Genomic DNA, 13,001 nt, shown 5'->3' with positions numbered 1-13,001 from the left:
GCCTACCGTGGCCGCATGGGTGCTGCGGTGGAACTGGAGGTGGACGGCCGGACCGTACGGCTGTCCAGCCCCGACAAGGTCTTCTTCCCGGAGCGGGGCTTCACCAAGCTGGACCTCGCGCGGTACTACATCGCCGTCGGCCCCGGCATCCTGCGCGCCCTGCGCAACCGCCCCACCACCCTGGAGCGGTACCCGGACGGCGTGGGCGGCGAGTGGTTCTTCCAGAAGCGGGCCCCCAAGGGCATGCCCGACTGGATCCCGACCGCCCACATCACCTTCCCCAGCGGCCGCAGCGCCGACGAGATGTGCCCCACCGAGCAGGCCGCCGTCGTCTGGGCCGCCCAGTACGGCACGCTCACCTTCCACCCCTGGCCGGTGCGCGCCACGGACGTCGACCGCCCCGACGAACTCCGCATCGACCTCGACCCGCAGCCCGGCACCGACTACGACGACGCGGTCCGCGCCGCCCACGAACTGCGCGCCGTCCTGGAGGAGTTCGGCGGACTGCGGGGCTGGCCGAAGACCTCCGGCGGCCGGGGCCTGCATGTCTTCGTCCCGATCGAACCGCGCTGGACCTTCACCCAGGTGCGCCGCGCCGCGATCGCCGTCGGCCGGGAGATGGAACGCCGGATGCCCGAGCACGTGACGATCAAGTGGTGGAAGGAGGAGCGGGGCCGCCGTATCTTCCTGGACTACAACCAGACGGCCCGCGACCGCACCATCGCCTCCGCCTACTCCGTCCGCCCCCGCCCGAACGCCACCGTCTCGGCCCCCCTGCGCTGGGAGGAGGTCGGCGTCGCCCACCCGGCCGACTTCGACCTCGCCACCATGCCGGCCCGCTTCGCCGAACTCGGCGACGTCCACGCCGACATGGACGACCACGCCTACTCGCTGGACGCCCTGCTGGAGCTGGCCCGCCGCGACGAGCACGACCACGGTCTGGGTGATCTGCCGTACCCGCCGGAGTACCCGAAGATGCCCGGCGAGCCCAAACGCGTCCAGCCGAGCCGGGCCCGGCGGGAGCAGACGTCCTGAGGACGGCGTGCCACCGGCCGGGCGCCCCCTCAGTACCGCGCTTCCGGCCCCGGCCGGCGAAGACCTGCCCGGGTCGACCGGAGCCGCGCCTGAGGGCGTCGCGCCCGGACCGCGGCGGCTCAACGACCATGGCCCCGCTTCTTCTGCGGGACCGACGGGGTGTCCACCGCGCGGTTATCCTGACCGGCAGCCGCCGATGAGGAGTCCCGAAGTGACCGAGGCAGTGTCGCGTCCCACGCTGGAGGCCGTGGCCGCGCGGGCCGGTGTGTCCCGGGCCACCGTGTCGCGGGTGGTCAACGGCGGCGACGGGGTGCGCGAACCCCTGGCCCGGCGGGTCCGGCAGGCCGTGGCGGAGCTGGGTTACGTCCCCAACCAGGCGGCGCGCAGCCTCGTCACCAAGCGGCACGACGCCGTCGCGGTCGTCATCGCCGAGCCCGAGGCCCGGGTCTTCGCCGACCCCTTCTTCGCGCTGCAGCTGCGCGGCATCAGCAAGGAACTGACCGCGCACGACAACCAGTTGGTGCTGCTGCTCATCGAGGGCCGTGACGACCACGCGCGGGTGGCCCGGTATCTCTCCGGAGGCCATGTCGACGGCGCGCTCGTCTTCTCCCTGCACCTGGACGACCCGCTGCCCGGCCTCATCCAGGACGCCGGCGTGCCCACCGTCTTCGGCGGACGGCCGGGCTGGGGCGACGACGGCCGCGCGGCTAAGGACCCGGGCGTGGTGTACGTCGACTGCGACAACCGGGGCGGGGCACGCGCGGCCGTACGGCATCTGGTGGGCCTCGGCCGCAGGCGCATCGCGCATCTCACCGGTGCCCTGGACCAGACGTCGGCGGTGGACCGGCTCGACGGCTACCGGGACGTCATGGCCGAGGTGCCGGGTGGGAACGATCCCCGGCTGGTGGTGGAGAGCGACTTCACCCCGGCCGGCGGTGAACGGGCCATGCGCGAACTCCTGGACCGCTGCCCGGACGTGGACGCCGTGTTCGCCGCCAACGACCTGACCGCGCTCGGCGCCCTGCGCGTGCTGCGCGCGAGCGGCCGGCGGGTGCCCGAGGACGTGGCCGTGATCGGCTTCGACGACATGCTGCCCGTCACCGAGGAGGCCGATCCGCCGCTGACGACGGTCCGTCAGGACATCGAGCAGATGGGCCGCCTGATGGCCCGCCTGCTGTTGCGGGGTCTGTCCCACGGCCGAGACCGGATGGACGGCCGTGTCCGGGCGGACGGCCGCGACGGGACGGATGTCCGTGACCGGCCGGACGGCCCTGGCCGGTCCGGAACCGCGGTGGACGGTCCGGGCGCCGGCGGAGTGGTCCTCCCGACCACGCTGATACGACGGGCGTCCGCCTAGCCGCCGCGCGAGGCCGCCCAGGCCCGGCCGGCCGACCGGATTCAGCCCTGCGGCGACTCGCTCCTGATCACCGCGAAGCGGGCGCCGTAGGGGTCGGTGAGTCTGGCCATGCGGCCGACGCCCTCCATGGTGGTCGCCGGCACGCGCACCTCACCGCCGAGCCGCCGCGCCTGCTCCACCACCGCGTCGGTGTCCTCGACCTCGAAGTACGGCAGCCAGTACGGGCTGCCCTGGGCCTCGGACGGGTCGTCGGCCAGGGGCACGATCCCGCCGAACATCGCGTCCTCCCCGCCGTCGGCCGGATTGACGCAGGTGTACGTCCCGCCCGGGAAGGGCACGGCGGAGGTCTCGAGGCCCAGCACCTTGTTGTAGAAGGCGGCGGCCGCCGCGATGTCCGGGGTGTACAGCTCGACCCAGCACAGCGAGCCCGGCTCGCTCGCCACGTCGACGCCCTTGGTCCGGCCCGGCTGCCAGATACCGAAGGGCACGCCCGCCTGGTCGGCGAGGACCGCCATGTGTCCCTCGCCCATGACGTCCATCGGCTGGAACAGCACTCTCCCGTGGGCCTGTTCGGCGGCCTTGGCGGTGGCCTGGGCGTCCGCGCTCTGGAAGTACACCGTCCAGGCCGGCGGGCCCTGCCCGGGGCCGGACTGCATGCCGCCCGTGACGGTCCGGCCGCCCAGCTGGAAGAAGCCGTAGCCTCCGGCGTCCGGCCCCGCCGACTGGAACCGCCAGCCGAAGAGACCGCCGTAGAAGGAGGCGGCGCCGTCGATGTCGGGGGTGCTGATGTCGATCCAGTTCGGGGCGCCGTCGACGAAACGGGTGGTGAGCATCTTCGCCCTCCTCGAAAGGGGTCCCGTCCTCTGCACTGCCGAGTCTGGCACCCCCCACCGACAATCGCCGCCGGAGCGCCACGACGCGCCGGACGTACCCCGCTCTCACCCCCCGGTGGCCGGGCACGTTCTCCGGGTTTCCGCCGCGCCCCGCGCGCCGCCGTGCGCCGGCGTGGTCCGGGAGAGCATCATCGGGGCGACCGGCGACCGGCGACCGGCCGGCGTTGACCCGGCGTTGATCGAACGTTTTTCGCCGCGCGGCACGATCCTGGTCATGCCCTTCGAAACGATCACCCCGGCCGACGACACCTGGCAGGCGCAGGCCCTGTGCGCGCAGACCGGGCCGGACTTCTTCTTCCCCGAGCCCGGCAGCTCGGTGCGCGAGGCGAAGCGCATCTGCGCCATGTGCGAGCTGCGCCCGGCCTGCCTCGACTACGCGCTGGCCAACGACGAGCGTTTCGGCGTCTGGGGCGGCCTGTCCGAGAAGGAGCGCCTCGCCCTGCGCCGCACGTCCCACTGACGTCGGGCGCCGGAGTGTGTCGGGGGCCGGAGTACGTTGCGCGCCGGAGTGCGTCAGGCTCCGGCCCGGGACGCCATCCGGGCCTTGCGGGCGGCCAGCCTCTCGTCGAACTTGGTGGCCTCCGCGTTCAGGCCCCCCATGAACAGGCCGAGTTCCTCCTGCGCCTGGCGTCCCTCGGGGCCGAGGCCGTCGATCTCCAAGACCTTCAGGAAGCGCAGCACGGGCTGCAGCACGTCGTCGTGGTGGATGCGCAGGTTGTAGACCTCGCCGATGGCCATCTGCGCGGCCGCCCGCTCGAAGCCGGGGATGCCGTGGCCGGGCATGCGGAAGTTGACCACGACGTCGCGGACCGCCTGCATGGTCAGATCGGGAGCCAGTTCGAAGGCGGCCTTCAGCAGGTTGCGGTAGAAGACCATGTGCAGGTTCTCGTCGGTCGCGATGCGGGCCAGCATGCGGTCGCAGACCGGGTCGCCGGACTGGTGGCCGGTGTTGCGGTGCGAGATCCGGGTGGCCAGTTCCTGGAAGGCGACGTAGGCGACCGAGTGCAGCATCGAGTGCCGGTTGTCGGACTCGAAGCCCTCGCTCATGTGGGCCATGCGGAACTGTTCCAGTTTGTCCGGGTCCACCGCGCGCGAGGTGAGCAGATAGTCGCGCATCACGATGCCGTGCCGGCCCTCCTCGGCCGTCCAGCGGTGCACCCAGGTGCCCCAGGCGCCGTCGCGGCCGAAGAGCGTGGCGATCTCGTGGTGGTAGCTCGGCAGGTTGTCCTCGGTGAGCAGGTTGACGACGAGGGCGATACGGCCGATGTCGGTCACCTTGGACTGGTCCTTGTCCCAGGCCTCCCCGTCCTCGAACTGGCCGGGGAAGTTACGGCCGTCGCTCCAGGGCACGTACTCGTGCGGCATCCAGTCCTTGGCGACCTTCAGATGCCGGTTCAGTTCCGTTTCGACCACTTCCTCCAGGGCGAACAGCAGCCGCGCGTCGGTCCATGCGGTCGGGCTGCCGAGGTGAGGGGAGGTGATCGTCACGGGAACTCCAGGGGGGACGCCGAACAACGGGGGAGAAACGGGGGACGGTCCGGCGAGCGGTGCCGGAACCTACGAGATCGTAGGCTACGAATCCGTAGGTTACGAAGCCGTAGGTTAAGGCTGTCGTAAAGATCGCTGATCAATACGGTCGGGCAACCCCGTCCGACGTGTTGCCGCGTGGCCCCGCCGGCCTCTCCCGGACCCGGCGACGGCCCCGGGAACTGCGGATCCCGGGGCCGTCGCAGTGAGGGGCCCGCCCGTCAGGCGTACAGCTCGCGCAGCCGCACCGAGAGGCACGTCACACAGCCCTCGAGCTTCTCGAACTCGCTGATGTCCACCGTGACCACCTCGTGGCCGAGATCGGTCAGCAGTTCCGCGGTCTTCGGCGCGCTGGCCGCCATCAGCAGCTTGTGCCCGCCGAGCAGCACCACGTGCGCGCCGGACTCCTCCGGCACCGACAGGAAGCCGGGGAACAGCGACGGCCGGTCGACCTTCGGTATGTGCCCGATCACCGTGCCGTCGGGCAGCGCGGTCACCGCGGACTTCAGGTGCAGCACCTTGCTCACGGGAACGGCCACCACGCGCGCGCCCAGCGGCTCGAAGGCGGCCCGCACCTGCTGCACACCGGCGGCGTTGGTGCGTCCGCCGCGGCCGACGTAGACCGTGTCGCCGACCTTCAGGACGTCACCGCCGTCCAGCGTGCCCGGCTCCCATATCCAGTTGACCGAGCAGCCGAGGCGGGCCACCGCCTCCTCCACGCCGACGGTCTCCGCACGGCGGGTCTCCGCGCCGGGCCGGGTGATCAGCGCCACGTTCCGGTACATGACGACGGTGTCCTCGACGAACACCGAGTCCGGGCAGTCGTCCTCCGGTTCGACCTCGATCGTGTCCCAGCCGTGCGTGCGCAGGGCCTCGACGTAGGCCTCCCACTGCTCGACGGCGAGCCCGACATCGACCTTCTCCCGCTCGATGTGCGTCACCAGGCCTTCGGCGAGGCGGGGGCTGGGGCGGCGGACGAGGGCCTTCTTGCTGGGCACGAGGGGCCTTTCGAATCGATGGTGCGGTTTTCCGGTGCCGGTGAGACGGCACCGGTCCGCCATCATGCAATCCGCCCCGGCCACGACAAAACCCCCGGTGTCAGGCTGTGGCCCTCCTGAGACGTCAGGTCCTACGCCGAGGCCTCGATGTCGTCCGGCGAGATCTCCTTCAGCACCCCCTCCTCCATGAGCAGCCAGCGGGTGATACCGATCGACTCGAGGAACGGCAGGTCGTGGCCGGCCACGAGGAGCGCGCCCTGGTACGACTCCAGGGCCGAGGTCAGCTGCCGCACGCTCGCCATGTCGAGGTTGTTGGTCGGCTCGTCGAGCAGCAGCAGCTGGGGTGCCGGCTCGGCGAGCATCAGCGCGGCCAGAGCCGCCCGGAACCGCTCGCCGCCCGACAGGGTGGCCGCCTTCTGGTCGGCCCGCGCACCCCGGAAGAGGAAGCGGGCGAGCCGCGCGCGGACGCGGTTGTCGGTGGCGCCCGGCGCGAACCGGGCCACGTTCTCGGCGACCGTCAGCGCGTCGTCCAGCACGTCCAGCCGCTGGGGCAGGAAGCGCATCGGGACATGCGCCCGCGCCTCGCCGGCCACCGGTGCCAGCTCCCCGGCGACGGTCCGCAGCAGCGTCGTCTTGCCGGCGCCGTTGCGGCCGACCAGCGCGATGCGCTCCGGGCCGCGCACATCGAGAATGCCCTCCACGCGCGCGTGGCAGGCCGTTTCCAGGTTCTCCAGGGTGAGCACCTGCCGGCCGGGCGGTACGGCCGTGTACGGCAGATCGACGCGGATCTCGTCGTCGTCCCGTACCGCATCCACCGCTTCGTCCAGACGCTCCCTGGCCTCGGCGAGCCGCTCCTCGTGCATGATGCGGTGCTTGCCGGCCGACTCCTGGGCGGCGCGTTTGCGAGCGCCCATGACGATCTTCGGCTCGCGCTTGGAGTCCCACATCTTCTGGCCGTACCGCTTGCGGCGGGCCAGCTTGACCTGGGCGTCGGCCAGTTCGCGCTGCTGCTTGCGCACGTCGGCCTCGGCGACGCGCACCATCCGCTCGGCCGCCTCCTGTTCGACGGCCAGCGCCTCCTCGTACGCCGAGAAGTTGCCGCCGTACCAGGTGACCTCCCCGGAGCGCAGGTCCGCGATCTGGTCGACCAGGTCGAGCAGCTCCCGGTCATGGCTGACCACGACCAGCACGCCCGGCCACGCCGAGACGGCCCTGTACAGCCGTCGGCGCGCATACAGGTCGAGGTTGTTGGTGGGCTCGTCCAGCAGCAGGATGTCCGGGCGGCGCAGCAGCAGCGCGGCCAGCCGCAGCAGCACCGACTCGCCACCGGAGACCTCGCCGACCGTGCGGTCGAGGCCGAGGTGGCCGAGACCGAGCTCGCCGAGCGTGACGAGGGCGCGTTCCTCGACGTCCCAGTCGTCGCCGAGCGTCTCGAAGTGCTCCTCGGCGGCGTCGCCGGCCTCGATGGCGTGCAGCGCGGACCGCCGTTCGGCGATGCCGAGGGCCTGGTCGACGCGGAGCGCGGTGTCGAGGGTGACGTTCTGCGGGAGGTAGCCGATCTCGCCGGTCACCCTGACGGTGCCGTCGGCCGGGGTGAGTTCGCCGGCCAGCAGCTTCAACAGGGTTGATTTTCCTGACCCGTTGACACCGACGAGGCCGGTGCGGCCGGGTCCGAAGGCGACGTCGAGGCCGTCGAAGACGGCGGTGCCGTCGGACCAGGCGAAGGACAGGGACGTACAGGTGAGGGAAGATGACATGAGGGCCTCGCGAGGGGTTCGTGCGGTCGGGGGACGCATGTCGAGGCACCGCGAGGCGGGAACCGAAGGGTCGTGGGGCACGAAGAGGCCATGAGAAAGGGCCTGTGCCCGAGGACGGCTCGGACGCCGAGGTCGTACGCCGCGCACACCTCAACCGGGTGCGACGCGATGCCTCAGGACCTCAGACGAGCAACGTCCTTCTCCAATCGACGGCAACAGGACCGATGTACACCCTAGGAGGGGGCCGGAGGGGCGTCAACGCAATTATTGGCGGCCCTCCTCCGCCGAAGAGGCGACCGCGCACTGGACGCCGTGGCCGCATCGCCGCCGACGCGGCCGGCGTGAAGGCCGAGGACGCCCGGCGCGAGGAGAGCGCCGGCCCGCTGCGGCCGGTCGCCGAGCAGGCGGAGCGGATCGCCGCAGCCCGCGCGGCAGCCGGGGAGGCGGGCGTGCGGCTGTTCGTCAGTGAGGGTGTTCCCCGGGGCGCCCTGAGCTGAAGACCCTGCTCCCGCGCCCGGCGAGCGGAACACCTGGCAGCCGCCCACTCGGCTGCACGCGCGCGTGGCCCTCGGGTTCACGCGCGCGGAGCGCTCAGCAGGCGTCCCGCATCAGTTCGGCCAGGTCGTGGTCCAGGTCGAGCTGGAGGTGTTCGAGGCCGACGGGGACGAGCGCGCTGGTCGCCTCCAGGAAGCGCCGGATCTCGCCCGAGCGCACGTGCACGATCGCGGTGCCCTCGGGGGCGTGGAACTCCAGCACGGTGCGGTCGTAGCCGTACGGCCGCACCCGGACGTCCCCGTGCCCCTCGGGCCGCTGCAGCCCGGCCGTGAGCAGTTCGCGGGAGAAGGTCCAGCGCACCTCGACCCCTTCGAGGGTGGCCGGGGCCGGGAAGGCCATGACGACGGCGAACGGATCGCGCCGGTCGTAGCGCAGCGTCGCGGGAATGCTCGGCATGCGCGGTGCGGCGGCGACGAGACGGGCCTCTACGGGCTGCTCGATGACGGTGGACAACGCCTTGCTCCCTCGTGACGGCTGGACTACGCCCGGATGTGCGGCACCCGGCACCGGAAGAGACGACGGATCCGGCCGATCCGTGCACAGGAAGCACGAGTGACCTCGGTCACCGCGTTCATGCACGGGGCGGGCTCGCTCCTTTCCCCCTGCGGCGGAGGGCAGTTGGCCTCTGGACGGCGCCGGGCCGGTGGGCTAGCTTCGCCCGCCATGAGGCGCTTGGGGAGCACGCGACGCAGAGGACGCACGAGCAGGCTGGTGGCGGCGGGGGTGGCGTGCGGGGCGGCGCTGGCCGCGCTGACCGTGCCCACCGCCGCGGCAGGGCCCCTGGGGCAGGGCGGCCCGCACTGGGCGCCGAAGGATCCCGGCACCCCGCAGGTGCGCTTCCGGGGCCTCGCGGCCGTCGACCGGCACACCGCCTGGCTGGCCGGCACCGGCGGCACGGTGCTGCGCACCACGGACGGCGGAGCGAGCTGGCGGAACGTCTCTCCGCCGGGCGCGGCCGGTCTGCAGTTCCGGGACGTCGAGGCGTTCGACGCGCGGCGCGCCGTGGTGCTGGCCATCGGCGAGGGCGAGGCGTCCCGCGTCTACCGCACCGAGGACGGCGGGGCGACCTGGACGGAGTCCTTCCGCAACACCGACCCGAAGGCGTTCTACGACTGCCTGGCCTTCTTCGACCGCCGGCACGGCCTCGCGATGAGCGACCCCGTGGACGGGCGGTTCCGCATCCTGTCCACGAGCGACGGCGGCCGCTCCTGGCGGGTGCTGCCCTCGGCGGGCATGCCGCCCGCCCTCGACGGCGAGGCCGGCTTCGCCGCGAGCGGCCAGTGCCTGGTGACCTCGGGCCCGAGGGACGTCTGGCTGGCCACCGGCGGCGGCGCCCACGCGCGCGTGCTGCACTCCGCCGACCGCGGACTGACCTGGACGGCCGCCGACACACCGGTGCCGGCCGGCGATCCCGCCAAGGGCGTCTTCGCCCTCGCCTTCCGCGACCGCACCCACGGCCTCGCCGTCGGTGGCGACTACCGCCCCGACCAGGCCTCGCCGCAGGCCGCCGCCGTCACCGCCGACGGCGGCCGCACCTGGACCGCGGCACCCACGCCCCCGCCCGCCTACCGCTCCGGGGCCGCCTGGCTGCCGCACAGCCGCACCGCCGCGCTCGCCGTCGGCCCCACGGGCACCGACCTCACCACCGACGCCGGCCGCACCTGGCGCACGATCGACACCGGCTCGTACGACACCGTGGACTGCACGCCCGACCTCAGCTGCTGGGCGGCCGGTGAGCAGGGGAGGGTCGCGCGGCTGGAACGCTGAGGTGAACGCCCGGAACCCGGGTACTCGTTCCCACGAAGAGCGAGAGAAAGGGAGCGATCATGCCCGCCGGTTCCAGCTCCAAGCGCGAGCGCCAGTACGAGCACATCAAGAAGAGCGCGCAGGACCGGGGCGAGAGCACCGGGCGCGCCAAGGAGATCGCCGCGCGGACGGTCAACAAGGAACGCGCCCGCTCCGGCGAGTCCAAGACCGCGAGCCGCAGCTCGACGCAGGACATGTCGTCCGGCAAGCGCGGCGGTCAGCGGTCGGGCAACCGGGCCGGTTCCCAGGGCCCGACCCGCGACCAGCTGTACAACGAGGCGAAGCAGCGCGGCATCGAGGGCCGTTCGCACATGAACAAGGACGAGCTGCAGCGCGCCCTGAACGCCAAGAAGGGCTGACCGCCAAGAAGGTGACGAGCGGCGTGGTCAGGCCAGTGTCTGCCGGTGGCGGGCCAGCTCCGGGGCCGTTTTCGTGGCGATGAACTCCGTGATGCGGTAGGTGCACACCCCGCCGACGGTGAAGGGGTCGCCCGCCACGATCTCCTCGATCCGGGCGCGGTCCCCGGCGACGGCGAGGATCACCCCGCCGTCCCGCGGGTTCTTGCGCCCGGAGGCCAGGAAGAAGCCCTTCTCGTACTGCTCCTCGAGCCATGCCACGTGATCCGGCAGCAGCGCGTCGACGGCGTCGAGGGGTGCGGTGTAGGTCAGCTCCAGTACGAACATGATCGCGACCCTACCCCCCGGCTCCGACAACGGCCCCGGGACCGTACAGTTCAGGTCACCATGACGACCGTAGGCGTACCCGCGGGCTGGCCCGCGACCGAGGAAGAGGCCCGCGCGGTCCAGGACGAACTGCGCGGGCGTGTGGTGCTCGACGAGCGCGGACCCGAGCCGGGCACCGGCCGGGTCACCGGGGTCGACGTCGCCTACGACGACCAGCTCGACCTCGTCGCCGCGGCGGCCGTCGTGCTGGACGCCGCCACCCTGGAGGTGGTGGCCGAGGCGACGGCCGTCGGCCGGGTCTCCTTCGCGTACGTGCCCGGCCTCCTCGCCTTCCGCGAGATACCCGCCGTCCGGGCCGCCCTGGACCGGCTGCCGTGCCCGCCCGGCGTGCTGGTCTGCGACGGCTACGGCCTGGCCCATCCGCGCTGCTTCGGCCTCGCGAGCCACCTCGGCGTACTCACCGGCCTGCCGGCCGTCGGCGTCGCCAAGAACCCGTTCACCTTCAGCTACGACGATCCGGAGCCGGCGCGGGGCGCCTGGGCCCCGCTGCTCGCGCGGGACGAGGAGGTCGGGCGCGCGCTGCGCACCCGGGACGGCGTCAAACCGGTCTTCGTCTCCGTCGGCCACCGGGTGAGCCTGGACAACGCCGTGGCCCACACGCTGGCCCTGACCCCGCGCTACCGGCTGCCGGAGACCACGCGCCGGGCGGACGCCCTGTGCCGCCGGGCACTGCGGGAGGCGGCACGGAGCGTCGCGGGCGGCGTTCAGGAGGCGACGACGCGCCAGGCGCCGACCTCCTGATACGCCGAGTCGTGGACGGCCGAGCCGTCTCCGGGTTCGAGGGCGTAGTGGCGGAGGTGGCCGCCCCAGTAGCGCAGGATGCGTCCCAGCTCACCGGCGCGTTCCTGCGCCGACGCGCCCTCGTCCACGGTTACTTCGAGCACGAACTTCATGCCTCTTGCGCCTCCTCCGGCTCCGCGCCCCGGGCCTCCATCGTGTCATTGAAGAACCTTGTGAGACTTTTGCGGCGATGGCCGCAGGCGGCCAGGGGCGTTGGGTGCGAAAGTCTCAAACGGAGGAGGATGCGCCCGGGGCTGTGGCCGCGACCCGGAAGGTGATCCCCGCGGCGCGCAGGCGCTCGGTCAGGGCGTCGCCCATCGCCTGCGCCGTGGTGACCTGCCCGGCCGTCGGCGGCAGGTCGTCGAAGGCCAGGCTGAGGGCCGCCTCGGCGAACATCTTCGCCGTCTCGTCGTAGCCGGGGTCGCCGCCCGAGACCTCCGTGAACACCCGCCGCCCGCCGCCCTCGCCGACGAAGCGCACCGCGAACCGGCTGCGTGCCCGCCGCTCCGCGCTCGGCCCGTCCCCCGGCTGCAGCCGGCCCGACAACCAGCGCCGTGCGGGCGGCAGTTGGGCGGCCGCCAGCACCGCGCCGACCGCGGCGACCCCGCCGAGGGCGACCGGCAGGCGCCGCACCGCCGCGTAGTGCCGGTAGCGGAAGTCGGGGCCGTACCGGTCGAGCGCCTTCGCCGAGCGGCGCACGATCTGCGGGTCGACGGTCGGCAGCGGCAGCGCCCAGGCACCGACCTCCTTGGCGAACCGGGGCGCGCCCGTCGGCGCCGCGACCCGGCGTCCCATCAGCCTCGGTTCGTGCCGGCCCCGGTCGCGCGCCGCGGCCAGCAGCTGCCGGCCGCGGGCGAACTGGTTGAGCGCCGAGGCCAGGGTGCCGCCGGAGAAGGCCGCGTCGGCGGTCACGTATCCGTCCACGGTCAGCGGTACGCCCTCCGGCAGCTGCCGGACCGTGAAGTACACGCCGAGGTCGTGGGGTACGGAGTCGAAGCCGCACGCGTGCACCAGGCGCGCGCCCGTCTCCCGCGCGCGTGCGTCGTGCCGGACGTACATCAGGTCCACGAACTCCGGCTCGCCGGTCAGGTCCAGGTAGTCGGTCCCGGCGTCCGCGCAGGCGGCGACCAGTTCCTCGCCGTAGAGCACGTACGGCCCGACGGTCGTGGCGACCACGCGCGCGTGCCCGGCGAGGGCGCGCAGGGTCGCGGGTTCGTTCACGTCGGCCCGCAGCACGCCGATGTCCGTGCCGCCGGGCAGCCTCTCGCGCAGCCGCTCCAGCCTGCCCTCGTCGCGGCCGGCCACCGCCCAGCGGAGATCCTTCGGCGCGTGCGCGGCGAGATACTCCGCCGTGAGGGTGCCGACGAAGCCGGTGGCTCCGAAGAGCACGAGGTCGTAGGGACGGTCCGTCCTGTTCAGCCTGCTCATGACACCCCTTCGTCCCGCAGCCCGCGCCGCTGTCGGTGGCTGAGGCTAGCGTGAGGGAAGCGAGCGACGGCGAGCAGCCCGGAGGCAGCGGTGGCCGCGGCCAGGAACAGCCTGACGAAACG

15 protein-coding genes are annotated in these 13,001 nt (G+C 72.9%); 7 read left to right on the top strand and 8 right to left on the bottom strand.

Going from position 1 to position 13,001, the window contains the following annotated elements; translation table 11 throughout:
• Positions 1 to 15 precede the first annotated feature (15 nt).
• Together ligD and ABB07_RS05260 are read left to right on the top strand one after the other, a co-directional pair.
• Positions 16 to 1,035 (top strand): non-homologous end-joining DNA ligase, encoded by a 1,020-nt coding sequence (gene ligD / locus ABB07_RS05265; RefSeq protein WP_208897604.1) that lies wholly within the window; start codon positions 16 to 18, stop codon positions 1,033 to 1,035.
• 211 nt (positions 1,036 to 1,246) lie between these two features.
• The gene (locus tag ABB07_RS05260) at positions 1,247 to 2,392 is read left to right on the top strand and encodes a LacI family DNA-binding transcriptional regulator (RefSeq protein ID WP_208897603.1); all 1,146 of its coding nucleotides are present in this window, start codon (positions 1,247 to 1,249) and stop codon (positions 2,390 to 2,392) included.
• 41 nt (positions 2,393 to 2,433) lie between these two features.
• Here ABB07_RS05260 and ABB07_RS05255 read toward each other — a convergent pair whose 3' ends face one another.
• Positions 2,434 to 3,225, bottom strand: a complete 792-nt coding sequence (locus ABB07_RS05255; protein ID WP_208897602.1) for a VOC family protein — start codon at positions 3,223 to 3,225, stop codon at positions 2,434 to 2,436.
• Between the two features lie 274 nt (positions 3,226 to 3,499).
• Here ABB07_RS05255 and ABB07_RS05250 point away from each other — a divergent pair, with 274 nt between their 5' ends.
• Entirely contained in the window at positions 3,500 to 3,745 is a 246-nt protein-coding gene (locus ABB07_RS05250) for a WhiB family transcriptional regulator (RefSeq protein WP_055709873.1), read from the top strand.
• A 53-nt stretch (positions 3,746 to 3,798) separates the two neighbouring features.
• Here ABB07_RS05250 and ABB07_RS05245 read toward each other — a convergent pair whose 3' ends face one another.
• The 3 genes from ABB07_RS05245 to ABB07_RS05235 form a co-directional block, all read right to left on the bottom strand.
• On the bottom strand, positions 3,799 to 4,773 hold the full coding sequence (locus ABB07_RS05245) for an acyl-ACP desaturase (protein ID WP_208897601.1): 975 nt from the start codon (positions 4,771 to 4,773) through the stop codon (positions 3,799 to 3,801).
• 260 nt (positions 4,774 to 5,033) lie between these two features.
• Entirely contained in the window at positions 5,034 to 5,810 is a 777-nt protein-coding gene (gene ddaH, locus ABB07_RS05240) for a dimethylargininase (protein WP_208897600.1), read from the bottom strand.
• 131 nt (positions 5,811 to 5,941) lie between these two features.
• Positions 5,942 to 7,567, bottom strand: coding sequence for an ABC-F family ATP-binding cassette domain-containing protein (locus tag ABB07_RS05235; protein ID WP_208897599.1), 1,626 nt, complete (start codon positions 7,565 to 7,567; stop codon positions 5,942 to 5,944).
• Positions 7,568 to 7,908: 341 nt separating this feature from the next.
• Between ABB07_RS05235 and ABB07_RS41480 the strand changes: the two genes are divergently transcribed.
• Entirely contained in the window at positions 7,909 to 8,064 is a 156-nt protein-coding gene (locus tag ABB07_RS41480; RefSeq protein WP_279617377.1) for a hypothetical protein, read from the top strand.
• A 94-nt stretch (positions 8,065 to 8,158) separates the two neighbouring features.
• Here ABB07_RS41480 and ssgD read toward each other — a convergent pair whose 3' ends face one another.
• On the bottom strand, positions 8,159 to 8,575 hold the full coding sequence (gene ssgD / locus ABB07_RS05225; protein WP_208897598.1) for a spore wall synthesis regulator SsgD: 417 nt from the start codon (positions 8,573 to 8,575) through the stop codon (positions 8,159 to 8,161).
• Between the two features lie 210 nt (positions 8,576 to 8,785).
• Here ssgD and ABB07_RS05220 point away from each other — a divergent pair, with 210 nt between their 5' ends.
• Positions 8,786 to 9,889, top strand: coding sequence for a WD40/YVTN/BNR-like repeat-containing protein (locus tag ABB07_RS05220; RefSeq protein WP_208897597.1), 1,104 nt, complete (start codon positions 8,786 to 8,788; stop codon positions 9,887 to 9,889).
• Positions 9,890 to 9,948: 59 nt separating this feature from the next.
• Entirely contained in the window at positions 9,949 to 10,287 is a 339-nt protein-coding gene (locus tag ABB07_RS05215) for a plasmid stabilization protein (RefSeq protein ID WP_208897596.1), read from the top strand.
• A 27-nt stretch (positions 10,288 to 10,314) separates the two neighbouring features.
• Here ABB07_RS05215 and ABB07_RS05210 read toward each other — a convergent pair whose 3' ends face one another.
• On the bottom strand, positions 10,315 to 10,611 hold the full coding sequence (locus ABB07_RS05210; RefSeq protein WP_208897595.1) for a YciI family protein: 297 nt from the start codon (positions 10,609 to 10,611) through the stop codon (positions 10,315 to 10,317).
• Between the two features lie 60 nt (positions 10,612 to 10,671).
• Between ABB07_RS05210 and ABB07_RS05205 the strand changes: the two genes are divergently transcribed.
• On the top strand, positions 10,672 to 11,412 hold the full coding sequence (locus ABB07_RS05205; protein WP_208897594.1) for an endonuclease V: 741 nt from the start codon (positions 10,672 to 10,674) through the stop codon (positions 11,410 to 11,412).
• Here ABB07_RS05205 and ABB07_RS05200 read toward each other — a convergent pair.
• Both ABB07_RS05200 and ABB07_RS05195 read right to left on the bottom strand, forming a co-directional pair.
• A complete protein-coding gene (locus ABB07_RS05200; protein WP_208897593.1) occupies positions 11,376 to 11,564 on the bottom strand; it encodes a hypothetical protein in 189 nt (62 codons plus the stop codon). The genes ABB07_RS05205 and ABB07_RS05200 overlap by 37 nt on opposite strands.
• 115 nt (positions 11,565 to 11,679) lie before the next feature.
• Positions 11,680 to 12,879 carry a saccharopine dehydrogenase family protein gene (locus tag ABB07_RS05195; RefSeq protein ID WP_208897592.1) on the bottom strand — a complete coding sequence of 400 codons (1,200 nt, stop codon included), beginning with the start codon at positions 12,877 to 12,879 and terminating at the stop codon, positions 11,680 to 11,682.
• Between the last annotated feature and the right edge of the window lie 122 nt (positions 12,880 to 13,001).

It is taken from the genome of Streptomyces incarnatus (assembly GCF_001027185.1).
GTDB lineage: Bacteria > Actinomycetota > Actinomycetes > Streptomycetales > Streptomycetaceae > Streptomyces > Streptomyces puniciscabiei.
The sequence above is the reverse complement of the archived record's forward strand: the minus strand, read 5'-3'. Positions and strand labels throughout refer to the sequence as shown.